This window comes from Paraburkholderia hiiakae, assembly GCF_904848665.1.
Lineage (GTDB): Bacteria > Pseudomonadota > Gammaproteobacteria > Burkholderiales > Burkholderiaceae > Paraburkholderia > Paraburkholderia hiiakae.
The window spans coordinates 1-23263 of record NZ_CAJHCQ010000004.1; the positions used below are offsets into that span (position 1 = coordinate 1).

18 protein-coding genes are annotated in these 23263 nt (G+C 64.0%); 12 read left to right on the forward strand and 6 right to left on the reverse strand.

All coding sequences use genetic code 11. From position 1 onward, the window contains the following. The coding region (locus tag JMY28_RS09295; protein ID WP_201695620.1) for a 4Fe-4S dicluster domain-containing protein at positions 1-367 on the forward strand (367 nt) is incomplete at its 5' end. A gap of 95 nt (positions 368-462) precedes the next feature. On the opposite strand, the gene JMY28_RS09300 is transcribed toward JMY28_RS09295, so the two are convergent. Continuing rightward, positions 463-1899, reverse strand: a complete 1437-nt coding sequence (locus tag JMY28_RS09300; protein WP_201695621.1) for a hypothetical protein — start codon at positions 1897-1899, stop codon at positions 463-465. A 215-nt stretch (positions 1900-2114) separates the two neighbouring features. On the opposite strand from JMY28_RS09300, the gene JMY28_RS09305 reads away from it, so the two are divergent. Further along, positions 2115-2810: a TetR/AcrR family transcriptional regulator gene (locus JMY28_RS09305; protein ID WP_201695622.1), complete on the forward strand. Its 696-nt coding sequence runs from the start codon at positions 2115-2117 to the stop codon at positions 2808-2810. 1 nt (position 2811) lies between these two features. Here the strand turns inward: JMY28_RS09305 and JMY28_RS09310 are convergent, their stop codons facing one another. The 3 genes from JMY28_RS09310 to JMY28_RS09320 form a co-directional block, all read right to left on the reverse strand. Continuing rightward, positions 2812-5511 carry a LuxR C-terminal-related transcriptional regulator gene (locus JMY28_RS09310; protein ID WP_201695623.1) on the reverse strand — a complete coding sequence of 900 codons (2700 nt, stop codon included), beginning with the start codon at positions 5509-5511 and terminating at the stop codon, positions 2812-2814. 162 nt (positions 5512-5673) lie between these two features. Beyond that, positions 5674-6735, reverse strand: coding sequence for an NAD(P)-dependent alcohol dehydrogenase (locus JMY28_RS09315; RefSeq protein ID WP_201695624.1), 1062 nt, complete (start codon positions 6733-6735; stop codon positions 5674-5676). Positions 6736-6769: 34 nt separating this feature from the next. Next, positions 6770-8230, reverse strand: coding sequence for an acyl-CoA reductase (locus JMY28_RS09320; RefSeq protein WP_201695625.1), 1461 nt, complete (start codon positions 8228-8230; stop codon positions 6770-6772). Positions 8231-8550: 320 nt separating this feature from the next. On the opposite strand from JMY28_RS09320, the gene JMY28_RS09325 reads away from it, so the two are divergent. The 5 genes from JMY28_RS09325 (at position 8551) to JMY28_RS09345 (ending at position 13654) form a co-directional block, all read left to right on the forward strand. Continuing rightward, complete coding sequence (locus JMY28_RS09325) at positions 8551-9279, forward strand: TetR/AcrR family transcriptional regulator (protein ID WP_201695626.1); 729 nt, start codon at positions 8551-8553, stop codon at positions 9277-9279. 357 nt (positions 9280-9636) lie between these two features. Beyond that, positions 9637-10818 carry a lipid-transfer protein gene (locus JMY28_RS09330; RefSeq protein WP_201695627.1) on the forward strand — a complete coding sequence of 394 codons (1182 nt, stop codon included), beginning with the start codon at positions 9637-9639 and terminating at the stop codon, positions 10816-10818. A 13-nt stretch (positions 10819-10831) separates the two neighbouring features. Beyond that, a complete protein-coding gene (locus tag JMY28_RS09335) occupies positions 10832-12031 on the forward strand; it encodes an acyl-CoA dehydrogenase (protein WP_201695628.1) in 1200 nt (399 codons plus the stop codon). Positions 12032-12047: 16 nt separating this feature from the next. Further along, entirely contained in the window at positions 12048-13202 is a 1155-nt protein-coding gene (locus JMY28_RS09340; protein ID WP_201695629.1) for an acyl-CoA dehydrogenase family protein, read from the forward strand. After that, on the forward strand, positions 13199-13654 hold the full coding sequence (locus JMY28_RS09345) for a MaoC family dehydratase (RefSeq protein WP_201695630.1): 456 nt from the start codon (positions 13199-13201) through the stop codon (positions 13652-13654). Before JMY28_RS09340 ends, JMY28_RS09345 begins: the two co-directional genes overlap by 4 nt. An 86-nt stretch (positions 13655-13740) precedes the next feature. Here JMY28_RS09345 and JMY28_RS09350 read toward each other — a convergent pair whose 3' ends face one another. Beyond that, positions 13741-16443: a LuxR C-terminal-related transcriptional regulator gene (locus JMY28_RS09350; RefSeq protein WP_201695631.1), complete on the reverse strand. Its 2703-nt coding sequence runs from the start codon at positions 16441-16443 to the stop codon at positions 13741-13743. A 263-nt stretch (positions 16444-16706) separates the two neighbouring features. Between JMY28_RS09350 and JMY28_RS09355 the strand changes: the two genes are divergently transcribed. Next, positions 16707-17849, forward strand: a complete 1143-nt coding sequence (locus tag JMY28_RS09355) for an acyl-CoA dehydrogenase family protein (protein WP_201695632.1) — start codon at positions 16707-16709, stop codon at positions 17847-17849. A gap of 163 nt (positions 17850-18012) precedes the next feature. Further along, a complete protein-coding gene (locus JMY28_RS09360) occupies positions 18013-19128 on the forward strand; it encodes a porin (RefSeq protein WP_201695633.1) in 1116 nt (371 codons plus the stop codon). Between the two features lie 146 nt (positions 19129-19274). On the opposite strand, the gene JMY28_RS09365 is transcribed toward JMY28_RS09360, so the two are convergent. Beyond that, positions 19275-20297 (reverse strand): LysR family transcriptional regulator, encoded by a 1023-nt coding sequence (locus JMY28_RS09365; protein WP_236596772.1) that lies wholly within the window; start codon positions 20295-20297, stop codon positions 19275-19277. Positions 20298-20319: 22 nt separating this feature from the next. Here JMY28_RS09365 and JMY28_RS09370 point away from each other — a divergent pair, with 22 nt between their 5' ends. The 3 genes from JMY28_RS09370 (at position 20320) to JMY28_RS09380 (ending at position 23216) form a co-directional block, all read left to right on the forward strand. Beyond that, on the forward strand, positions 20320-21030 hold the full coding sequence (locus tag JMY28_RS09370; RefSeq protein ID WP_201695634.1) for an SDR family NAD(P)-dependent oxidoreductase: 711 nt from the start codon (positions 20320-20322) through the stop codon (positions 21028-21030). Positions 21031-21168: 138 nt separating this feature from the next. Next, positions 21169-21576, forward strand: coding sequence for a nuclear transport factor 2 family protein (locus tag JMY28_RS09375; protein WP_201695635.1), 408 nt, complete (start codon positions 21169-21171; stop codon positions 21574-21576). 437 nt (positions 21577-22013) lie between these two features. After that, a complete protein-coding gene (locus tag JMY28_RS09380) occupies positions 22014-23216 on the forward strand; it encodes an MFS transporter (RefSeq protein ID WP_268960629.1) in 1203 nt (400 codons plus the stop codon). The last annotated feature ends 47 nt before the right edge of the window (positions 23217-23263 follow it).

A 23263-nucleotide genomic window follows, 5' to 3' on the forward strand; every position in this document is an offset into this window, starting at 1 on the left:
GCTCAAGCCCGCTTCGCAGTGCAAGCCGATCGAGTATCCGAAACCTGACGGCAAGCTCACGTTCGACCGGCTCTCCTCGGTGTTCATCTCGAACACGAACCACGAGGAGAATCAGCCCGCGCACCTGACGCTCAAGGACGCGAGCGTGCCCGTGAACGTGAACCTGCGCACCTACGCGGGTCCCGAAGCGCGCTTCTGCCCGGCCGCGGTGTACGAGTTCATGAAGAACGACGATGGCAGCGACCGTCTGCAGATCAACGCGCAGAACTGCGTGCACTGCAAGACGTGCGACATCAAGGACCCGACGCAGAACATCGTGTGGGTCACGCCGGAAGGTGGTGGCGGGCCGAACTATCCGAACATGTAGCGCGTGTCGTCAACGACCCGCGTCCAGTCGCTGAAGAAGACGCGCTCGCGATCTACCGCGCCGCGTTCCGACGCGGCGCGGGCTGCTCTGTGCGCTCAGCCCTGGACGCGATTGAGGAAGTCCATCGCCTCCCGGTGCGAGCTTTCGGAGGCCGCGCACGTAATCTTGTCGTCGCCGCCTTGCTTCTCGCTGTAGCGCTGGATCGGACCGATCACATAGGCACTGGATTGGCCGCACGGGCAGGGCGTGTCCCAGTCCACGGTGATTTCATCTCCGGTGATGAAGCCGCCCCAGCGCGACTCGGCGCCGAGGTCGAAGAACGCGGCGCGGCCAGTCACGCGCCCCGTGCGCGGCAGCGGACGGCTCGTTTGCGGATCGAGCACGAACGCAATGGCGGTGGGGCTGAAATGATAGTGGCCGTGCTCGCAGCGCGTATGGGAGGCGACCACCTCGGACATCGAGTAGGTTTCGTTCAGGCGTTTTGCGCCCGTGAAGCGCAGGACGTCGTCGCGCCAGCCTTCGGGCTGCACGATGCCCTTCGCCCCGCCCGAGGTGCTCAGGAACGAGCCCGGCGCGAACACACCTTCGAGGCCCCGCTCGAGACCGGCTTTCGCCATGTTGTGAAGGAGGTTCCACGTCGCGGACATGTACACGCGCCGGCCTTTGAGCTCACTCGCCATGCGCTCGAAGAAGGCGGCGAGATGGCGCGGCATGTCGGCTTGCAACTGATCGAAAGCGTGCTTCTTGGCGAGCATCTCCGGGCGGATCTCGAGGCGGTCGAGCGTGCCTTTCGCATGCGCCACCCGCGCCTTGGCGGCGAGATGCACGACGTCGGAACTGAGCGTCTCCGGGTAGGCCGCGTGGAAGTGGCTCTCGCCCGGCAACAGCGTGTTGATGATGTGCTTGTTGGAGCGCAGATAGCTATAGAAACCAGCGCGGAAGTACGGATAGACCGCGTGGAACTCGGGCTGCGGCGTGCCGGGGCCATCCGTGTTCCAGACTGCCATACGACGCACTTCGAGGAGCTTTTGCCATTCGCGGGTGCCTTGCGGCAGGAACGACAGCGTGCCGGAAGTACCCGACGTGTGGCTGATGCAGAGTTCGGGCACCGCGGCGTCCATCGTCGTGAACCAGTCGTCGAGGCCCTGGCAGCCGCTGACGTCGGCGGCGAGAACGGCGTGCGCAACCTCGGGCGTGACGAGCTTGGCGATCCAGCGATTGATCTGCGCGAAGTTGGCCTTGTCGAGCAGCGAGGGCGGATACGATTTGTACACCGTATGTTCGAACAGCAGCGGCACGACGTCGTCGAGCGCGTCGATGTGCTCGATGCCCTCGGCGTCCGCGAGCTTCTTGAGCACGGGAATGCGCTCGCGCAGCGCGGCGAAGCGCTGCTTCAGGCCGGCCAGTTGCATCGCATCGACATCGGCGCGCGGCAGATGCTGCCAACGATGCCACGAATGATTGGCGAGGGCGGTGGGGTGCCCGAGCAGGAGTCGGGTACGTTCTTCGAAGGACGGGGATGTCGTGGACATGAGGTCTCCTGATTGATGGAAGACCCAGTATAGGAACGAGACCGACGCTTTGCGCTCCGCATTCCGCGTGGAAGCCGAGGCGTGCAAGCCATTGAATGGACGTGAAAATCCGCGATTTTGGCCGCGCCATGCGGCGCAGATTCTCCATCTGTCGCGCAACACGCGAAGAAAGCGGGCCGAAGGTTGTCTCGATGTTATGCAGGAGTCCAACGCAGATGAGCAGGCAGCATGAAACCCAAGGCGCCAGCGCGCGCAGGGTGCGCCTCGCGATCCCTTCCGGGTTGCGCAGACATCCGCGGCAAGCGCGTTCGGTGAAGCTGGTGGAAACGCTCAAGGGCGCGGCCCGCGAGATACTGGAGCAGGGGGGCCGCGCCGCGCTCTCGGTCAGCGTGCTCTCGCAGCGCGCCGGGTTGGCGCCGAGTTCGATCTACAAGTACTTCCCGACCCTGGACGATCTGATCGCCGCGATCTTCGACGATCATCGCATGGAGTACAGGCAGCGGCTGCTCGACGGCATTGCCGCATTGCCGCCCGAGAGCACGCTTTACGACGGCACCGTGCTCGTGGTCGAGACCGGCATCGAATTGCTGCGCAAATGGTCGCGCATCGATCCGGCGTTCAACGTCAAGGCCGCGCACTACGACGAACTGGTGCGCCTGAATCTCATCAGGCCGGACGCATTCTGGCGTCGTGGCGTAACGCCGGCTCTGCTCGCGCGCTTCGCACACGAAATTTGCGTGGAAGACCCCAGAAAGGCGCGTTTTCTCGTCTATCAGACGTTGATGGCGTTGCCGCGCGCACTGGTGCTCGAAAGGCCGGACAGCCTCGCCGATCCGAAAACGCCACACCGCATCGCACGGATGTTGTGCGCTCTCCTGACCGGCGGGCTGTCGTGCCGCACACCGCCTTGAATCAGTCGATGAGCTTGCGGCCGCGCGCCCAGACCATCGCGTCGTAACGGCGCGAGACGCCGAGCTTCGCAAAGACATTGCGAAGGTTCCACTTCACCGTTTCCACCGTGATGTTCAGCGCGAGAGCGATGCGCTTGTTCGACATGGCCTGGCCCACGAGACTCAGGATCTCGATTTCGCGCTGCGTGAGTTGCGTGAGTTGGGTGAGAGCGGTCTGAGCGGCACGCGTGCCGCCGCCCTGGCGCGCACTCACCGCGCTTTTTGCGGAGGTCACGGGCGGCCACGTGGCGAGCAACGCCTGCACGAATTCGAGCGCCGGGCCCTGAGGCGGCTGCCCGTCGAGCAGCAGTACGAGTTCGTCGCGCGCCAGCGTGCCTTCATCGAGGAACGTTCGCACGAGCCCGTATCGGCAGCCGTATTGGACGGCGCGGCTGCGCGACGTCATGGCCTCTTCGGCGCGGCCGAGGCTGGCGAGCGCGCGCGCGCTGAGCAGATCGATGAGCGTGAGCAAACGGCCTCTGCCGATCGAGAGCGCGAGGCGGCGCGCCTTCTCGAGCGCCTCCAGGGCGCGTGCGGGATCGCTGTGCAGGTTCATGCGGGCGTGAGCCATCGCCGCCGCAATGGGGATTTCGGTGAGGAAACCGCGCGAGCCGGCATGAGGTTGCGCCATGGCGTCGAGCGTTTGCAGCAGCGGCTCGGCCTCGTCGCGATGGTCGTGGCGCACATGGATTCTCACCTGCTCCGCAAGCATGAGCGCGAAGGGACGCGCGTAGCCCAGGCTGCGAAAGCGCGTCGCCTGCTGGCGCAGGAAGGCGAGCGCGGTCTCCGGTCCTTCCTGCAGCAGGTCGAGCCGCGCGCGGCACAGCGACGCGAGCACGGTGACCTCGACACCCGACGATTCGAGCAGCCCGTGCCGGTTAGCGAGCGTTTCACGCGCCTCGTCGATCTGGTCCAGTTCGTAGCAGGCGTCCGCGAGAAACGCCGAGCACACATTGGCGCACATCGAGCGTTCGTCGAAGGTGGCGCGCGCGCGCGCGTGGAGACTGGCAGCGAGGCCGGCCGCTTCGCGCGCGTCGCCTTCGAGCAGCAGCGAAAGGGCGAGCGTGCTCTGGGCGATGAGCGTCATGTCGTTGTTGCGATCCGCGGCGGGAATCGGCTCGCTTTCGAGCAGCGCCCGCGCGTGGGCGTGACGTCCCGCGCCCGCATACGCCATTGCGAGGATCGAGAGGCGCAGGTAGCGCAGGAACGGATTGCCCGTCGTATCGGCATGCCGCGATTCGAGCAGGTCGATTGCCTGGGCAGTGTCGTCGCGCTGCAAGGCAATGGCCGCGCGAACGAGCGGCAGCGTGAGCATGAGCGATGCACGGCCCGTGTGCGCTTCGGCGCCAAGCTCGGCGAGCCGCGCCTCGGCGCGCTCGGGCCGCAGCGTCAGGGCAATCGCAAGGCATGCCAACTGTGCGAGACGCGGATGGGCGAGCACGGTTTCGCTCGGCAAGCGCTCGAGCAACGTGAGTGCGGGTGCGAGGTACGCGAGTGTCCAGGTGGCAGGCGCGGCGCGCTCGATGAAACGGGCCGCGAGTTCGACGTCGCCGGCAAGCGTCGCGTGACGCACCGCTTCGGCCAGCAGATCGTGCTCGGCGAACCAGTGGCTGGCTCGCCGGTGCAGCCCGGCGAGCGCGGCCGCACCGCGCCGTTCGACGCGCGTGTTGAGAAACTCCGCAAAGAGCCGATGAAAGCGAAACCACGAGACGTGCCCGTCCAGCTCGACGACCTGGAGCGGCAGGTTCTCCTGCTCCATACGCACGAGCCGTTCCGGCGCGGCCGTGTCGCCAGCCACGAAGGCCGCCAGGGAAGCGTTGAAGCGCCGGAAGATCGACAGGGTTTCGGCCAGCTCCACGATCTCGGGCGGCAGCGACGCGATCACCTCTTCGTTGAGCCAGGTCTGCAGGTCGTTCGAGCGCCACACGAGATCGCGCAGACGCGCACGCGCCGCCGGCCGGTTGCGCAGCATGATGGCGACCAGTTGCAGGCACGACGGCCAGCCGCCCGTCAGCTCGTGGATCAGGCTGCTGTCGTCTGCGCTGACCTTTCCCGTGCCGAGGTTGCCTTCGAAAAAGCTGCGCGTTTCCGCCGAACTGAACGGCAGGCTCGCGCTCTCGACCTCGACGACCTGGTCCATGACGCGCAGGCGGCCGAGGCTAAGCGGCGGCGTGACACGCGAGGCGATCAGCAAGTGCAGATGCGACGGGCAGCGCTCCAGAAGGCGCTGCACCAGGCGGTGCGCGCTGGGGTCTTCGACGTGGTGATAGTCGTCGAGGATCAGATAGAGCTCGTCGCTCTGCCTGGCCAGTGCGCCGAGCAGGGCGGAAGCCGCCTCGTCGACGGACTCGACGCTCAGGTCCACGTCGATGGTGACGCCAAGCTTCTGTAACGCCGCGAAGAACACGGCGCAGAAGTCCGCGAAGCCCTTGTCGTCGCTCGTGAACGAGAGCCACGCCACCTTCGCGCCGTCCTGCAGACAGCGTTGACGCCACTGTGCGAGCAACGTTGTCTTGCCATATCCGGCGCTGCCGGTGACGAGCGCCAGCGCGCGCTGCTGCACCTGTGCGAGCGCATCGAGCAGTTCCGTGCGCGCGACGTGAAGTGCGCCGATGCGCGGCGGCGCGAACCGGGTCTCGATCAGCAGTTTCGTGAATTGCATGGTTGCAGCATCGCCCAACAGAAGCGCCGCGCCTGGCGCGGCGCACAACGGCACGGGTGGAAAGGGTTATCCGGCCTGTGGCGAGTGTAGGGCGGGCGGCCGCGCCCGCGCGCCCTTCTTTTGGAGGGGGGCGCGGCGTGCGGCGGTCGCGAACCGCCGGTTTCAGCGCGCTGCCGCTTCGCGCAGCGTTTCCATGTCGATCACGAAGCGATATTTCACGTCGTTCTTTTGCATGCGGGCGAACGCCTCGTTGATCGCGCCCATTTCGACGCGCTCGCATTCGGGCAGCACCCGGTGCTCGGCGCAGAAGTCGAGCAGCTCCTGCGTTGCACGCACGCCGCCAATCAGCGAGCCCGCGAGCGTGCGATTGTTGCGGATCAGCAGGCCGCCGTGCACAGGCTCGAGCAGGTCGATCGCGCCGACCACGACGAGCTTGCCGTTGCGGCCAAGCAGCATCAGGTACGGATTCGTGTTGTGACGCTGCGGGATCGTGTCGAGGATGAAATCAAACGCATTGGCGGCGCCCTGCATGGCCTTGACATCGCTCGAGAGAAGCACGTGGTGCGCGCCTAGCTTGAGCGCGTCGTCGACCTTGCCGGGCGAAGTCGTGATGACCGTGACCTTGGCGCCGAGCGCCACGCCGAGCTTGACGGCGAGATGACCGAGCCCGCCGAGGCCGATCACGGCTATCTTCGTGCCCGTGCCCACCTCGTAGCGGCGCAGTGGGTTCCACACCGTGATGCCCGCGCAGAGCAGCGGGGCGGCGCACAGCGGGTCGAGCGAATCCGGCACGCGCAGCACGAAGGGCTCGCGCACGACGATGTGGTCCGCGTAGCCGCCGAGCGTGGTCTCGCCCGTTTGACGGTCGCGGCCGTTGTACGTGGCGGTGGGGCCTTGCTCGCACAACTGCTCTTCGCCGTCGCCGCAGGGGCCGCAATGCAGGCAGCTATCGACGAGACAGCCGACCGCCACGCGATCGCCGACCTTGAAGCGCGTGACTTCGGGCCCGACTGCGGTAACGTGGCCGGTGATCTCGTGCCCGGGCACGCAGGGGTAAGCGGTGTTGTTCCAGTCGTTGTTGACCTGGTGTGCGTCGGAGTGACATACGCCACAAAAGGCGATGTCGATGGCGACGTCGTCGGGGCGCAGCGCGCGTCGCTCGAAGTGCATGGGAGCAAGCGCGCCATAGGCCTCGCGGGCTCCGTAACCGAGACAGGATGTCATAGGAAGTCTTTATTCAGGAGTCGAAAGGAAAGGATCAGACGATCGGCGGACGTTGCCACGGACCCGGCGTGACCTCGGGCGAGTTGATCTGGTTGGAGATCCACTTGCCCATGCGGCGCAGCGGTTCGATGGCGTCTTGTGGCGCGGGCCATTTGAGCGCGACGGCATAGCCTAGCGAGACGATGCGCTGCGCGCCGTAGAGCGGCAGCCGGTTCTTGAGCTCGTCCTTGAGCGCTTCGGGATAGATGCCCACCGTCTGCGTGTAGGCGTCCACCGCGTCCATCACTTCGTCGAGCGAATCGACGGGAACGAGGTTGACGGTGCGGTCGTCGAGCAAGGTCGAAAACGACACCGGCTCGGCGAGCTGGGACACGATCACGGCGCCTTCGCCGCCCTTGCCGCCGATCACGCGGTACCACTCGTCGTCGAGGCGCAAGGCGTCGACGTGCGCCTGCAAGCCCGCGTCATAACGCTTTGCGGGCGTGCTGAGGCTGTTCGGCAAGCGCTGCAGCGCGTCGTAGACCGCTTGTCCGAACGCATTGATCGTCGCGAGACCCTGGGCGTCGGTGCCGCATTGGACGTAGACGACGCGTGCGTTCACGCAGCCCTTCTGGTTGAGCGCGCCGATGTCGGTCGCAAGCCGCGTTGCGGCTTCCTGCACACTGGCATCGCTTGCGAACGTGCCCGCGCCGATGATGCTCGCGCTGCGCTTCGGATCGAGCGAGATCAGTTCGAGCCCGGGCTGGATGTAGCGGCTCACATGCTTCATCGAAGCGAAGCCGCCCCACGCGACGATCTTCTCCAGGTTGTGCGGCTGGTACAGGCGCGCTTCGAATGCCTCGTCGCCGCCCTTCCAGTAGGCGACGCTCAAGTGGCGCGTGAGTGGATGGTCCGGCGCCATCTCGACCATCGTGCGCGCGATCGCGAGCGCCGTGAACGGGTCGTTCGAAGGCGCCTTGATGATCGCATCGCTGCGCAGCACCATGTTGCGCAGGATGGTGAGCAGCGAGACCGCCGGCGAGTTGCCCGCCACGATGTGAAGCGCGCGCGAGCCGAAGCAGCGGATTTCGAGTTCGGTGCCGTCGATCAGGCGCTGCTTCACCCATCCTTCGAGATACTGAATGCCGACCGTGCTCTCCACCGCTTCGACGATCGCCTCGCGCGTGAGCATGTTGCGCAGGCCAAGATAGCTCGACTTGACGAGCGTCGGTGTGGTGGGGGCCGTGAGATAGGACAGCTCGCACGCTTCGCGCAGATGCGTGTTGGTCGCGAGATCGAGCCGCGCGCCGAGCGCGACGGCGTAGTCGACGATATCGTCGAAGGACAGGTCGTACAGATCGGCCAGCTTCGCGGGGTTGCCGAGCGGCAGCTTGTCGATATAGCGGTGAGCGTCGGGTGTCTGAAAGACGAGGTCGCCACCGCGGCCGCCGACTTCGATCAGGTTCTCGGTGATGATCTCGCCGCGGATGATCATCGGTGCAATGGGTTTGTTCATGGGGTCGATTGGTCCAGTCAGGGAGCGTGTCGTCGATCGATCGAACCTGGCCAGTATAGGTGGGGCCTCCGCCGCGTTCGTTCCGGATTCCGTACTTTGGGCGAATGGCGAAAATGCCTGAAATTGAAGGGTATTTCGTGGATTTTTCGAATGCCTCGCGCGGTCGAGTTTTCGTTTGCGCTTTCGTTTGCGCCTGGCCGGGGGCGAGCGGCGCTATCCGCACGAGGGGGGACGCCCGACGCACGCTTGCGTAAATTGACCTGGAACGGCCCTGAATGCGCCCCGGCGATTCACCGGAATCGCGACAACGGAGAAACGACATGGACTCACGCGCACCGCCGCCTGCCGGGCCCCGGGTGCAACGGCTCTGGGGCGCGCATGCCGCCCAGGAAGAACGCGACGCGGCCGAGGTGCTCATCGAACTCGAATTGCCGCCCGGCCCGCGCAAGGCGCCACGTCAGGCGCGTTCGGTTGCGCTCGTTGCCGCGTTGATGCAGGCGGCGCGTCGGATTCTCGAAGAAGAGGGGCGCGAAGCGCTGACCGTGTGGCACCTCGCCGATGTCTCGGGCGTGGCGTCGAGTTCCATCTACGAGTACTTCCCGACGATGGACGCGCTCGTCATGGCGATTTTCGAAGCGTTTCGTGACGAGGTGTACGCCACGCTGCGCCGCGAAATCGAGGCGCTGCCCGCGCAGGCGACGCTGTTCGACGGTATTCATCTGACGGTGAGGGCGGGGCTTGGTCTCTACGCGGAGCGTATCCGGCTCGATCCGGGTCTATGCCAGCGCATGACCTGCTATGACGAGATGGTGCGTCTGGACATCGTGAAGCCCGCGGGACTGGCGCAGGCGCGCATCGTTCCGCTACTGCTTGCGCGCTTCGCCGGAGAGATCGACGTGGACGACGTGGAGCACGCCCAGTTCCTCGTCAACCAGACCCTCATCGCGCTCGCTCGCGCGATGCTGCTGGTGCGGCCAGTGTGGCTAGCCGAGCCCGACACGGCGATCCTGATCGCACGAATGGTCCACGCACTGCTCGTCGAGCGCTAATCCGGCGAACCCGCTATCGGCTCACGCGATGGGTGCGCCACGTTCGGCGTCGGGCGCGGCGGGGTTCGGGGCAGGACCGTTCACGTCGTTTTCCCTCGCAGGCGATGAACCGATGGCGTGATCGCGACCCATCGTGCGCGACCCGCAGCGGCACTCGCAGCTTAGGTGCGGTGAAGCCCAGCGTCCCCTCTCCGGAGGAGGGGGAAGCCATCCACGTCGGGAAGACTGACACGGGCGCGTCGTCCCGCGCCCGCCTCACCCCCGAGAAAAGGAGGGGGCGTGTGGCGCGAAGCGGCTCCTATCATGCAGCGTAACCAAATCGCCTCGACGGCGTAGACAACGGAAAAAGGAGCAAGTATGACGCGCAAAGTAGTAGTGGCCGGTGTCGGCATGGTGCCGTTCACCAAGCCGGGTGCCAGCGAGACGTACGATCTGATGGGCGCGCAAGCGGCCCGCTTTGCGCTTGCCGACGCAGGCGTCGAATACCAGTCGATCCAGCAGGCCTATGCGGGCTTTGTCTACGGCGATTCCACCGCGGGCCAGCGTGCCCTGTATCACGTCGGTATGACCGGCTTGCCGATCATCAACGTCAACAACAACTGTTCGACGGGCTCGACGGGCCTTTATCTCGCGCGCCAGGCGATCGAGTCGGGTGCGATCGATGTCGCGCTTGTCGTCGGCTTCGAGCAGATGAACGCGGGTGCGCTCGGCAGTTACTTCACCGACCGCCCGCTGCCGCTCGACCTGTTCTTCGGGCAATGCGACCGCCTCGGCGTGCCGCCCGAAGTGCCGCCGGCGCTGCGTATTTTCGGCGGCGCGGGTCTCGAGCATATGAAGCGCTTCGGCACGAAGATCGATGCTTTCGCAAAAATTCGCGCGAAGGCGAGCCGTCACGCGGCGAACAATCCGCTCGCCGTGTTCCGCCAGGTCGTGACGCCCGAAGAAGTGCTCGCCGACAAGGTGATGTGGCCCGGCGTGATGACGCGTCTCATGGCCTGCCCGCCGACCTGCGGCGCGGCCGCGGCCGTGCTGTGCAGCGAAGACTACGCGAAGAAGCACGGCCTCGATTCGCGCGTGTGGATCGCCGCGCAGGCGCTCACGACCGACCGTCCCATCGCTCTCGAAGGCGATGACCTCCGCTATACGGCTGGTTTCGGCCTGGCGAAGGAAGCCGCGAGCCAGGTCTACGAGAAGGCCGGCGTGGGCGCGGAGGACGTGGACGTGGTCGAGCTGCACGATTGTTTTGCGCACAACGAATTGATCATGTACGAAGCGCTCGGCCTGTGCCCGGAGGGCGAAGCGGCGAAATTCATCGACGACGGCGACAACACCTATGGCGGCCGCTATGTGGTCAACCCGTCGGGCGGCCTGCTTTCGAAGGGCCATCCGATCGGCGCGACGGGTCTTGCCCAGTGTACCGAGCTGGTTCAGCAATTGCGCGGCAACGCGGACAAGCGCCAGGTCGAAGGCGCGCGCGTGGCGTTGCAGCACAACGTCGGCCTCGGCGGTGCGTGCGTCGTCACGATGTACCGCATCTAAGGCGGAGGCACGGATGGATTTCCAACCGGATCCGGGGCTGGACGCGTTTCGCGAGGAAGTACGCGCGTTCCTGCGCGAACGCTTCCCCGCCGACCTGCCCGGCAATCCCGTGGGCAGCGTGCGCTCGGCGCGCGAGGATCTCTTGCGCTGGCAGCGCATCCTGAACGAGCAGGGATGGGGTGCGCCCTACTGGCCGAAGGAGCACGGCGGAACCGGCTGGACGGTGCTGCAGCGGCTCGTGTTCGACGAAGAGTGCGTGGCCGCGGGCGCGCCGACGCAGGATTTCCTCGGGCAAAAGCTGCTTGCGCCCGTGGTCAACGCATTCGGCACGCCGGAGCAAAAGACCGAGCACATCCCGCGCATCCTGAACGGCGAGCGGTTGTGGTGCCAGGGCTTCTCCGAGCCGGGTTCCGGCTCGGATCTGGCGTCGCTGCGCACGCGCGCCGCGCTGGACGGCGACCATTACGTCGTGAACGGCCAGAAGATCTGGACGAGCTACGCGCACGAAGCCGACTGGATCTTCCTTCTCGTTCGTACGGATACCGAAGGAAAGAAGCAGGCGGGCATCACGTTCCTGCTGGTGGACATGAAAACGCCGGGCATTACCGTGCGGCCGATTCGCAGCATCGACGACTGCCATCACCTGAACGAGACGTTCTTCGACAACGTGCGCGTGCCGGTGAGCAACCGCATCGGCGCTGAGGGCGACGGCTGGAAGATCACCAAATTCCTCCTCAACAACGAGCACGCCGGGGCGGCCGATGTGCCGTTCCTGCGCCGCTGTCTCGGCAAGCTCAAGCACATCGCGCTGAGCGAGCAGGTCGACGGTGCGCCGCTGATCGAGGAGCAGGGATTCGCGTTGAGGCTCGCGCGTCTCGAAGCGGAGATCGATGCGATGGCGATGCTGGCGAAACGGGTGGCGGCGATGGAGCAGGACCACAGTCCGGCCGCGCACGCGATGGGGTCGATGCTCAAGGTGCGCGGCACGGAGCTGCAGCAGCGGATCACCGAGTGCATGGTGGAAGCGCTCGGCGACTATGGCGCCGTCGCTTATCCCGAGCCTCACGATCGCACGCGCGGCGTGGCGTTGCCGCGCGAGGACGTGGGGCGCGGCGTGGCCACGGAAATGTTCTTCCGCCGCGCCTCGACCATTTATGGCGGTACGAGCGAAGTGCAGCGCGGCATCATCGCGAAGATGCTGTTTCAACTCTGAGCGGGCCGAAACAAACATGAATTTCAACCTCAACTCAGAGCAGCAGATGCTGCAGGACAGCGTACGCCGCTTCGTCGAGCGGGACTACGCTTTCGAGGCGCGTCATGCGTTGATCGTGTCGGGCTCGAAGTGCAGCGCGCCGCACTGGGACACGTTCGCGCAGAACGGCTGGCTCGCCGCGGCGCTGCCCGAGCCGTATGGCGGACTCGGCGGCACGGTGATCGACACCGTCCTGATCGCACAAGCGCTCGGGCGTGGCCTCGTGAACGAGCCTTATCTGGGCTGCGCCGTGCTCGGCGCGCAAGCGATTGCGGCGGCAGGCACGCCCGAGCAATGCGAGCGCTTGTTGCCCGCGCTGGCGGAAGGCAAACGGCGTGTCGCGCTCGCCTGTGGCGAGGCGCAATCGCGTGGTCTGGCCGCCTCGCTACGCACTCGCGCAGAGCGCACCGGCGAGGGCTACCGCCTGACCGGGCGCAAGACGCTCGTGGCGGGCGGCGCGGACGCGGATGCATTCGTCGTCCCGGCAGTGACATCCGACGACTGCGCGCTGACGCTCTTCGTCGTCGAGGCCGGCATGCCGGGACTCACGCGTCAAGCGCTGCCGCTGCATGACGGCAGTTGGGCCGCCGAGTTGACGCTGGAGAGCGTGGTGTTGCCCGCGCAAGCCGCGCTCGGTGAGCCGGGACACGGCCTACCGGCGATGCAGGCGGCGCTCGCGCACGGTATCGCCACGCTATGCGCGGAGCTGATCGGCGGCATGGAGCGGGCCATCGAAATCACCGCGGACTATCTGAAGGTGCGCAAACAGTTCGGTGTGCCAATCGGCAGCTTCCAGGCTTTGCAGCACCGGCTTGCCGACATGGCGGCGGAACTCGAAATGGCGCGTTCGATGCTGTACGGCCTGCTTGCGTCGATCATGAACGACGAACCCAGCCGGCGCGACTATGTCGCCTCGCAAGCGAAGTCGCTGGTGGGTCGCGCGGCGAGGTTCGTCTGTGCTCAGGCGATCCAGCTGCATGGCGGCATTGGCGTCACGGACGAATATCAGATTGGCCACTACTTCAAACGCGCGGTTGTCGCGGACGCCTTGCTCGGCGGCAGCGATCGACACGACGCCCGCTGCGCCGGCTATCTGCGGCGCGCACTGACTCAAGGAGACACATTGCAATGAGAGAGTTCGACAAGATCGCCGATCTTCAGCCGCTGGTCGGCGAGCCGATCGGCACGAGCGAGTGGCTGCTGATCGACCAGGCTCGCGTGAATCAGTTCGCCGACGCCACGGGCGATCATCAATGGATACACGTCGATGCCGAGCGCGCGAAAGAAGGCCCGTTTGGCGGCACGATCGCGCATGGCTTCTTGACGCTCAGCCTGTTGCCCGCGTTCTTCGCGACCGCGTTCAAGATCAACGATGTTCGCAGCGGGCTCAACTATGGCCTCGACAAGGTGCGTTTCATCGCACCCGTGCCGGTGGGACGGCGCCTGCGTGCGAATTTCCGGCTCGCCGCGTTCGACGACCTCGGCAACGGCGGCGCGCAGGTCAAGTTCGAAATGACCGTGGAGTGTGAGGGCGCACAGAAGCCGGCGTGCATTGCCGAATCGATCATGCGCCTCTTCGCGTAACGTTTGGTTGATGCACAAACGCGAACGGCGGCGCGGGGCCATGCCTCGCGCCGCCGTTCGTGCTGGTTCTACACGTTGACAGGCGTCTACTCGATCAGCCCGTTCTTGCGGGCCCACATCATCGCGTCGTAGCGGCTCGACACGCCGAGCTTCCCGAAGACATTGCGCAGATTCCACTTTACCGTCTCGAGCGTGATGTTCAACACAAGCCCAATGCGTTTGTTGGACATCGCCTGTGCAACGAGCGCGAGAATTTCCAGTTCGCGCTGGGTGAGCGTCGCGTTCGGCTTGCGGCCGTTCGCTGCCGTAGCTACGCCTCGCCGCGTATCCGCGTTCGGCTCTGCGGGGAAGTGGTCGAGCAGGGCGATGGCATAGTCGCGCGCGAGGCCATTGAGCCACGCCTCCTGTACCGCGCGGTTGAGCAGTGCCGAGGCCAGTGCGCCTTCATCGACGAACGTGCGCACGAGGCCGAGTCGCGCGCCTGTATCGAGTGCACGTATGAGAGCGGCTTGCGCATCATCGGTGCGTTCGAGATCGCTCAGTATGGATGCCGAAAGAAAATCGGCGAGCGCAGCCATGCGGCCGCGGCCCACGGCTTCGGCGCGCACGCGCGCATCGTAAAGCGACGCCAGCGCGGCATCGGGCCGGTCCGATCGCCGCACGCGCGCATGTGCGAGTGCAGCGATCGCTGCGATTTCCGCGCGAATGCCACGATCGTCGCGATGCGCTTGCGCCAGTTCGTCTAGCAGGGCGTCGAGTTCCACGGCGCGCGTATGCCGATTTTTCTGCGCGAGGATGCGGATTTGTTCGCCCAGCATGTGTGCCACGGCGCGCGGCTGCTGCTGGTCGCGCAGGTGGGCGGTCTGCGCTTCGAGAAACGCCAGCGCGACGTCGGCGCTCACCTGCAGACAGTCGAGCCGCGCGCGGCATAACGATGCGCGAATGGTCAAGTCCGGTCCCGAGGCTTGAAGCAGCCCGCGGCGGTTCGCGATGGTTTCGCGGGCGTCGTCGATGCGGTCGAGTTCGTAGCTGGCATCCACCAGCACGCTCGCGCAAATGTTGGCGCTGATCGACTGATGGCCCGCGGCTTTCACCACGCGTGCGAGCAGCGGGGTACCGAGGCGTTCGGCCTCGCGCACATCGCCCGCGTGAAGGATGGCCGCAACGCGGGCCGTTTCGGCCACGAGCGCCATTTCGTTGTCGCGGTCGGCGGGCGGGATAGGACGCACGTCGAGCGTGCGCGTCACCTCGGCATACTGCCCGGCGCCCGCGTAGCCAACGCAAAGTTCGGCCAGCAGAAAATAGCGCAGAAAGCGGTTTTCGATGACGGCGTCGCGCAACGGCTCCAGCAACTCGAGCATGCGCTGCGTATCGTCGTGCTGGAATGCAACGGCCGCGTGGAGCATGGGCACGCAGGCCGCCAGTTCAGGATCGTCGGAAAGCGCGCTCGACTGCAGGTGCGGCAGCCAGGAAATCGCTTTGCCCGGCCGCGTGGTGAGCGCGATCGTGAGGCAGGCAATGAAGAGAAGGCGCTGATGCTGGAATAGCGTTGCCTCGGGTAGCTGCTCCAGCAAGTGCAGCATTGGACTCAGGTACTCGAGGCTCCACGTCGCCGGCTCGGCCCGTTCGATGACGATTGCCGCGAACTCCACGTCGCCGCCTGCGCTTGCGTGGCGCACCGCATCGGCAAGATAGCCGTGCCCGGCGAACCAGCGGCTCGCGCGCAGGTGCAACGCTTTGACCGCTTCGTTGTCCCTCGCCGCAAGCCGCGTGGCGAGGTATTCGCCGAATAGCGGGTGAAAGCGGTACCACGCAATGCGGTCGTCCGACTCGACGCGGCTGACCAGCAGATTCTCGTCCTCCATGCGCTTGAGCAGTTCGGCCGCCTGCGTGTCGCCCGTCACGGCGCGCGCGAGCGGCGCATTGAAGCGTCGGAAGATTGAGAGCGCCTCGCAGAAGGTGGCCAATTGCACCGGCAGATGCGCCATGACCTCCTCGCTGAGCCAGCTTTGCAGGTCGCCCGAGCGCCAGACCAGCGTGCGCAGCGTTGCAAGCGTATCCGGCCGGTTCTTGAGCATGATGACGATGAGCTGGATGCACGAAGGCCAGCCGCCCGTCAACTCGTGGATCAGGCCAGGCGCGTCGGCATCGAGCTTGCCCGCGCCGAGATTCTCTTCGATGAAAGCGCGTGTTTCGGCGAGGCTGAACGGCAGCGCCGGACTCTCAATCTCGACGATCTGGTTCATCACGCGCAGCCGGCTCAAACTCAGCGGCGGCGTGACGCGCGATGCGATCACGAAGTGGAGATTGCCTGGCGCATGTTCGAGCAACTTTTGCATGAAGCGGTGCGCGGGCGGTGCCGCTACATGGTGGTAATCGTCGATGAAGACGACGTGCTCTTTGGGCGCGTCCAGCACGCTTTCGACGATGCTCGCGATGGCCGTGTCCATCGCGCCGGGGCTCGTGTCGTCGAGGCGGAAGTCCGCTTGCGCACAGAGCCCGATGCGCTGCATCGCGGCAACGAGCAGCGAGCAGAAGTCGGCGTAGCCCTTGTCGTCGGCGCTCAGCGTGAGCCAGGCGACTTCCGCGCCCGACTTGACGCACGTTTGACGCCATTGGGCGAGCAGGGTGGTCTTGCCGTAACCGGCGCTGCCCGTGACGAGCGCGAGCGTGGCGTGCGGCATGTGCTGCAGTTGGTCGAGCAGGTCGGCGCGCGCGACGTGCTTCGCGCCGATGCGTGGTGGTGCGAAGCGTGTGGCGGCCACGTGTTTGGTGAAAGGCGTTGTCAAGTCGTCACCTGGTCGATGCCATGCCTCTCGGGTCGCTGCCCCCTCCGAACGAGGGGTGAAAAAAGAATTCGCGAAAACTAACTTAACACAACTGCAACGTCAAGGAAGCGCACGTGCCTTGTGGCGCAAAACCGCATGCCGGGCGCTCAGCAAACCTGCGTCGCAGAGCGGGGCAAGGTCAGGGTATTCCCGAAACGGAGCGAGACCCTGGCGATCCGGCATCGAACGCCATATCGAGGCGCGGCGACGCGCAATTGTGACCCATGACCTATCGAGTCCCCACGGAAGAGCAGACCCTGGCAGTCGAGAGCTTTCGCAAGTTTCTGCTGGCAGAGGTCGGGCCGGTCGTCCGTATGTATCGCGACCGCTTCATCCCAAAGGCGACGATGCGAGAGCTGACACAGCGCATTGCCGAATTCGGCCTGCCCGGCTGCACGGTGCCCGTCGAGCACGGCGGCATGGGTTGGTCATACACGACGCAGGGCATGCTGTTCGAAGAGCTGGCAGCGTGCTCATGCGATGTGGCGCTCTGCGTGATGGTGAATACGGCAGTCGCGGCGATGCTGCTCGACGCGACCCCCGCCCTGCGCGAGCGCTATCTGCCTGAAGTATTGGGGGGCCGGATTTTCGGTGCCCTCGGCATTGGCGATCCGGACGCTGGCCAGGATATCGAGGAAGTTCGTACGCGGGCCGTGCGTGACGGTGATCATTTCGTAGTGACCGCAACGAAAACCTGGGCCACCAATGGCGTCTATTCGGACGTACTGGTCTGTGCCGTTCGTACCGGCAGGGCCGTTTCGCTGCTGCTGATCGACCGTGAGGAACACGGTTACGAGGCGCGCAATATCGACAAGCTCGCACTCAATGCGCAATCCAACGCGCAGATTGTCATCGCCGCTACGCGCGTTCCGCAAACTCATCTTCTCGGCGAGGAGGGCGAAGGCACGTGCCGCGCCCTGAAGATCGACGAGCAGGTTCGTGTTCATAGCGGCGTGCTTTCGGTCGGGCTCATGCGCGCCGCACTCGACGAGTCGGTTGCCTACGCAACGAAGCACTCGCGCTTGGGTAAGGTCATCGCGGCACATCAGCTGATCGCAGCGAAGCTGGCGGACATGGCGATCCGCACGGACGCGGCCCGGCTTCTGTCTCACCGTGCGCTGGGCCTGATGGACGCGGGCACGCGGTGTGACGTGCAGGCGTCGATGGCCATGGCGTTCGCGGCCGAAGCCGCCGTGCAGGTTTGTCAGGACGCCGTACAGTTGCACGGCATACACGGCATGATGCGCGAATTCGACATCGAACGACTGTTGCGCGAGGCCGTCACGCTTTCGACGTTGGGAGACACGGTGCAGGTGCGCAAACTTGCCATCGCACTCGCCTTGACAGGCATATCCCCCTTCGTTTGACCGGGATACACGACAACCAGGAGACACGCGAACACCTTTGAAGAAAAGCCGACGCAGTGATTCGAGATGAGCAGAAAACACGGGACGTCATTCCCCCTCGCGGGAACGCACGAGCCCGGCGCCAATGAGAGCGCGCAAAAGAGACGTATCTGGAGGAGTTCGCATGTGCATCATCAGGCAAGGTATTGGCGGCGCAGCGCTTCTGCTCGCCGCGCAGGGCGCGTGGGCGCAGTCGTCGCTGACGTTGTACGGTGTCGTCGACAGCTTCGTGCAATACCTCGGCAACGGTTCGACGCATTCGTTTTCGCTACGTAGCGGAGGCAATAGTGGGTCGAGTCTGGGATTGAAAGGCGATGAGGATCTGGGCGGCGGTTTCAAGGCGAGATTCGTGCTCGAGAGCGGCTATACCGTCAACAATGGCGCGTTCTTCGTCGACAGTTCAACGCTGTTCTATCGTCAGGCGTGGGTCGGACTCGCGCACGCGGACTATGGATCGCTGACGTTCGGTCGCCAGTATCAGCCAACCTTCTGGGCTATTTACTACACCGACCCGTTCCGCGGCGACGAGGTGTTGTCGCCCGTAGCGGCTGCGGCAGTCGCGCTCGATCGCAACACGCTTGCCACGCAGGCCGCATCCGGCCGCACCAGCAATTCGATCGAATATCAGTCGCCGGTTGTCGGTGGGCTGAAGCTCTACACGATGTATGCGTTCAGTTCGACGACGACGTTGCCCGTCGTGCAGAACACCGGCAATCTGTTCGATGTTGCGGTGACGTACAACGGCTACGGGTTCTTCGCAGGACTCGCTTACCAGAACCAGCACGCGGGTTCGGAGAATGTGCCGGGGCTGCCCGCCGCCTTGAACCTGCTCGGCACGGAGCGCTTTACGGGCGCCATTGCGTACCGGATCGGCATTGTGAACCTGCAAGCGAACTACACGTACAACCGGTCCAACGACGCGCCCGCCGGTTCGCTGGCCGCCCGCCTCGGCGCTGCACACTCGTACAGCTTCGCCGAGATTGGCGCGACGATTCAGGCAACGTCAGCAGATACGGTCGAAATCGCCGGGATCGAGCGCAACGCGCGTGGTGTGGACGATAAGGCGCTGGGCGTGCAGATCGGCGTCGATCACAACATCTCGAAGCGCACGCAGATCTATGCGCGCGCCGGCTATATCAAGAATCACGGCGCATCAATGATGAGCTGGCCCGGCGTCCAGGTGACGGAGCTGGGGTCATCGCAGAGTCTGGTGGCTGTGGGGATGACGCACCGGTTTTGATGTTCTCGGGGCGTTTGGGGCGTCCCTCGTGTACGGGATGTCGTTTTCGCCGGGCGCCCAGGGAATTGCGCGCCTCCGGCGAATTCCCGTCGGTAGTTCAGCGCGGCATGGCAAGCAAAGGCCTGGTTCGGCGGCAAAATCCCTCGCTAGACCGAGATCGCTTTCAGTTCGTCGGCAAGATACGCAGCCAGTGCGCGGGCGGCCGGCCGGGCGGCCCGCGCGGCTGGATAAACAGCGTACATTTCGATGGGCTCGACCGCCCAGTCCGGCAACAACGGGATGAGCCGGCCATCGGACAGCTCGACACGGCACCCCCAAAGCCCCGTTGCGAGAATCCCCAGGCCAGCAACGGCCGCCGCTGTGGTCCCTTCGTTGAGGGAGATACTCAAACGTCCTTCTCCACGGACCATGACCCGCTGTCCGCCCTTCTCGAAGGTCCATCCTCGCACTCCGGCACCCGGTGGCCCCATGATGAAACTATGATCGGCCAGATCGCCCGGCTCGACCGGCATTCCCGCCCTGGCGAGATAGTCAGGTGAGGCGACCAGCATCCGGGGGCAACGCCCCAGCATCGTTGCGGTGGCATTCGAGTCCTTCAATGTTCCAAAGCGGAACGCGACATCCACGCCTTCAACGATCAGATCCTGGCGGTTGTCGGCCATTCGCAGGTCAACGTGCAAAGCCGGATGCATGCTCATAAACCGTCCTATCCGCGGGATCACCTCGCGAACTCCAAAGCTGGTCGACAAGGCAACGCGCAGATGGCCTCGCAACTCCGTGGTGCCTCGCGCAGCGTGGTCTGCCTCATTTAGCGCGGCGAGAATCGCTTCTACGCGGGCAAGGTAATCGCTACCCGCTTCCGTCAGCGTGACGGCTCGCGTGCTTCTGATGAATAGCGCAGCGCCGACTTCCGCCTCAAGTTCCGAAATGCGCCGCGATGCCGAGGGCTGGCTTAAGCCCAATTCCCGGCCAGCTTTGGTGAAACTCGACGTGCGGGCAACCCGTACGAACAACTGAAGGGTCGAAAGCTTGTCATTCATTTGCGGGGTGAATAACTGAAAGTCATCCGGGCATTCTACCGCCATCGATACAAATGAATCACCATGCAATTCAGGCAAGGATGAGGCGATAAACAGAGCCGTCGGCTCAACCGGCATCAAGCCAGACATCTACGTTTTTCTGGAGTAAAGCATGAGCACGTCACAAAAGGTCGTCGTCGTTACCGGCGCATCGCAAGGCATTGGGGCCGACGTCGTCAAGGCGTTTCGCAAACTCGACTACCGCATTGTCGCAACATCACGTTCGATCAAGCCATCGGAAGATCCGAACATCCTGACGATTGCCGGCGATATCGGCGATCCCGCCACCGCCCAACGCGTCATTTCCGAGGGTGTCGCAAAGTTCGGCCGGATCGACACGCTGGTGAATAACGCCGGCATCTACATTGGCAAGCCTTTCACGGAAAACACGCGGGAAGACTACGCCGCCGTGGTGAATGTGAACATGTCGGGCTTTTATTACATCACGCAGCTCGCTATCGCTGAAATGGAAAAGCATTCGAGCGGCCACGTGGTTAGTGTGACCGCGAGTGTCGTGGATCAGGCAATCAGCGGTGTTTATTCGGTACTGGCTGCGCTGACGAAAGGCGGTTTGAACGCCGCCACGAAGTCATTGGCGATTGAGTACGCAAAGAAAGGTATTCGCGTGAATGCCGTTGCGCCGGGGGTCATCAAGACTCCGATGCACCCGTCTGAATATCACGACATGCTCGATGCTCTCCACCCGCTCGGTCGCATGGGCGAGACGAGCGATATCACCAACGCGGTTCTTTACCTTGATTCGGCACCGTTCGTGACGGGAGAAATCCTGCACGTCGACGGCGGCCAGAGCGCCGGCCGTTAGGCGAAGCATTATCCAGCGCATCGAACGCCCAGCGCACCTGCGCGCAGACCAGGCTCGTCGCCATCGGCGATCGCGAGACTCATTGATACGAGCTGTTTGCCGCAGGGGAATTCAATAACCTTTATAGAGGTAATTAAAATGGTATCTAGTGATATTCAGGAAATCAAGGCATTAAACGCAAAATACAACTTCTCAATCGACGAAGGCGACGCTGAAGCATGGGCAAGTTGCTTCACAACTGACGGAGTCTTCAATGCTGCGATCGACGGCGAAAAACCAAAAGGTACCGAGCAATTGAAGGCTTTTGTTGCTAAGGGAATCGCAACGTTTGGGACTATGTATCATCTCACAACCAACGAAATTATTTCGGTCGACGGTGAAAGTGCTCGTCAAAAGTGCTATCTGCAGTTTTTCACGAAAAAGGACGGTGCCATTGATGGCTACATTTGCGTCTATGACGATTGGCTCAAGCGCGAGAACGGCGCTTGGGCGTATAGCCGGCGAGACGTGATATCAAAAGACAAATTTAGTCATCTGAAAGATTGATACAACACTCGACAAGCCAGTCGACTTTCCGCCAACGTTTCCTTCCGGATGCCTGGCGTGTCGCCGCCGGCTCATCGAATGCGAACGGCCGCCTCCCGGTGGCGATCGTGCGTTCTCAGCGAACTCCCACGGTCCGTCATCGCGCCCCCCATCGGGATAAACGCCTAATCCACTGCAATCGTTGCTACGGCATAATCCGCCATTGAGTGGAAGCGCTTCCATTCGATGTCTTTTGCGATGCTGTTCGCCTCGAATGGGCCGAACATAGGCCTGGTCGCCGACAGCTTGCGAATGTATTTCTCTCTCACAGCGGGGGGTGTTTCGTCATCCCTTGCCAAATCGATAGGGAATCTGTCGCTATGTCTGGCAAAACTGGCAATAGATCTGCGCTGCGTCAGGTGATGGCATCGAGGTTATTTGCAGGCGCGACGATAGCCATGTTTCTCTCTGGGCTAGGCGCGTCAGCTGCGGCACCGCAGCTCGTCATGTTCCTCGTGAAAGCGCTCGGTGCACCGCTGCCATTGGCGGGACTGTATTACCTGACCAGTCTTGCGGCCCCCGCGGCGGGCTATTTCGTGGGGCGCTACTCCGACCGCACCGGAAACCGTCTTGGTCTGTTCCGCGTGTGTGCCGCAGCAGGCTTCGCCGGGTGGGCGGGGCTGGCGCTCTCCACATCGGTCTGGATGCCTTTCGTGATTGGCGTGGTTTTGCTGGCAATTTCCGGCGCGTCGACTTCGCAAATTTTCGCGGCTGTCCACGATGAACTTGGCCGCAAGCCTGCTGATGCAAATGAAAGCGTCGTTGCTGTGATTCGTATGGCACTGACCGGCGGCTGGATCGTCGGTCCGGTTGTCGGCGCGTGGGTGGCGGCCACCTATGGTTTGCGTCCCATGCTGTGGATGACGGCGGCCTGCACGCTTTTGCAGATCGCTCCGCTCGGAACGCTGAATCCGGCGCCAGTCCGCAAGCCCAAACCGGCTAGCGAGCCCGCGCATCACGCCGGCCTGCGCGCCATGTTGCCGCTCCTGATGTTCACAGGACTCTTCGTTTTGGTCTACGCAGGAGAACCTGTGAAGTATGGCTTTCTGCTGATTTATATGGAGGAGCACCTCAAGCTGAGTCCGCCGGTCCGAGGCGCGGTTATCGGTATTCAACCCTTTATCGAGCTGCTAATCATGCCCTTCAGCATCGGCTTGGGGCGCAGATTCGGCAATGTGTGGCTGATGTGTTTCGCGGCAGGCCTCGGGGTGTTGGCCAATCTGTGTTTTGCACTTTGGCCGTCCGCCGTGGGTATGTTCGCCGGACAGATCCTCATGGGCGGAGTTTGGGGCGTCTTCATGGTGTTGGGGATCATCGTGGCCCAACGTTTGCTGCCCGAGGCGGTGGCCACCGCGTCGGCGATTTTCATGAGTTCGAGCGCGCTTGCCTCGGCGCTCGGTGGCAGCGCGGGTGGCCTCGGTGTCGCCCTGTTGGGTCTTCCCAGTGTCTTTCTGTTGCCCGCACTCTTTGCTGGGCTTGCCGTTGTGGGACTGGCGTCGATAGCACGTAGCGCAAGTTTTCAGGAGCATTTGTCCCGTGCGAATGCGTCGAGCGATTCATCCCCAGTGTCGGGCAGGTCAGCGAGCGAAACCGCCACCTGAGAAAGCTGGGGTGCCACATGGCCGTTTTAGGGCGACGTCATGGTCTT

Bases quoted from the DNA above. Each gene is read 5' to 3' on its own strand.
- JMY28_RS09325 (WP_201695626.1), top strand. From the start codon at position 8,551: ATGGACTCACGCGCACCGCCGCCTGCCGGGCCCCGGGTGCAACGGCTC.
- JMY28_RS09370 (WP_201695634.1), top strand. From the start codon at position 20,320: ATGAGCACGTCACAAAAGGTCGTCGTCGTTACCGGCGCATCGCAAGGC.
- JMY28_RS09335 (WP_201695628.1), top strand. From the start codon at position 10,832: ATGGATTTCCAACCGGATCCGGGGCTGGACGCGTTTCGCGAGGAAGTA.
- JMY28_RS09310 (WP_201695623.1), bottom strand. From the start codon at position 5,511: ATGCAATTCACGAAACTGCTGATCGAGACCCGGTTCGCGCCGCCGCGC.
- JMY28_RS09380 (WP_268960629.1), top strand. From the start codon at position 22,014: ATGTTTCTCTCTGGGCTAGGCGCGTCAGCTGCGGCACCGCAGCTCGTC.
- JMY28_RS09355 (WP_201695632.1), top strand. From the start codon at position 16,707: ATGACCTATCGAGTCCCCACGGAAGAGCAGACCCTGGCAGTCGAGAGC.
- JMY28_RS09345 (WP_201695630.1), top strand. From the start codon at position 13,199: ATGAGAGAGTTCGACAAGATCGCCGATCTTCAGCCGCTGGTCGGCGAG.
- JMY28_RS09305 (WP_201695622.1), top strand. From the start codon at position 2,115: ATGAGCAGGCAGCATGAAACCCAAGGCGCCAGCGCGCGCAGGGTGCGC.
- JMY28_RS09300 (WP_201695621.1), bottom strand. From the start codon at position 1,899: ATGTCCACGACATCCCCGTCCTTCGAAGAACGTACCCGACTCCTGCTC.
- JMY28_RS09365 (WP_236596772.1), bottom strand. From the start codon at position 20,297: ATGTCTGGCTTGATGCCGGTTGAGCCGACGGCTCTGTTTATCGCCTCA.
- JMY28_RS09315 (WP_201695624.1), bottom strand. From the start codon at position 6,735: ATGACATCCTGTCTCGGTTACGGAGCCCGCGAGGCCTATGGCGCGCTT.
- JMY28_RS09320 (WP_201695625.1), bottom strand. From the start codon at position 8,230: ATGAACAAACCCATTGCACCGATGATCATCCGCGGCGAGATCATCACC.
- JMY28_RS09375 (WP_201695635.1), top strand. From the start codon at position 21,169: ATGGTATCTAGTGATATTCAGGAAATCAAGGCATTAAACGCAAAATAC.
- JMY28_RS09360 (WP_201695633.1), top strand. From the start codon at position 18,013: ATGTGCATCATCAGGCAAGGTATTGGCGGCGCAGCGCTTCTGCTCGCC.
- JMY28_RS09330 (WP_201695627.1), top strand. From the start codon at position 9,637: ATGACGCGCAAAGTAGTAGTGGCCGGTGTCGGCATGGTGCCGTTCACC.
- JMY28_RS09340 (WP_201695629.1), top strand. From the start codon at position 12,048: ATGAATTTCAACCTCAACTCAGAGCAGCAGATGCTGCAGGACAGCGTA.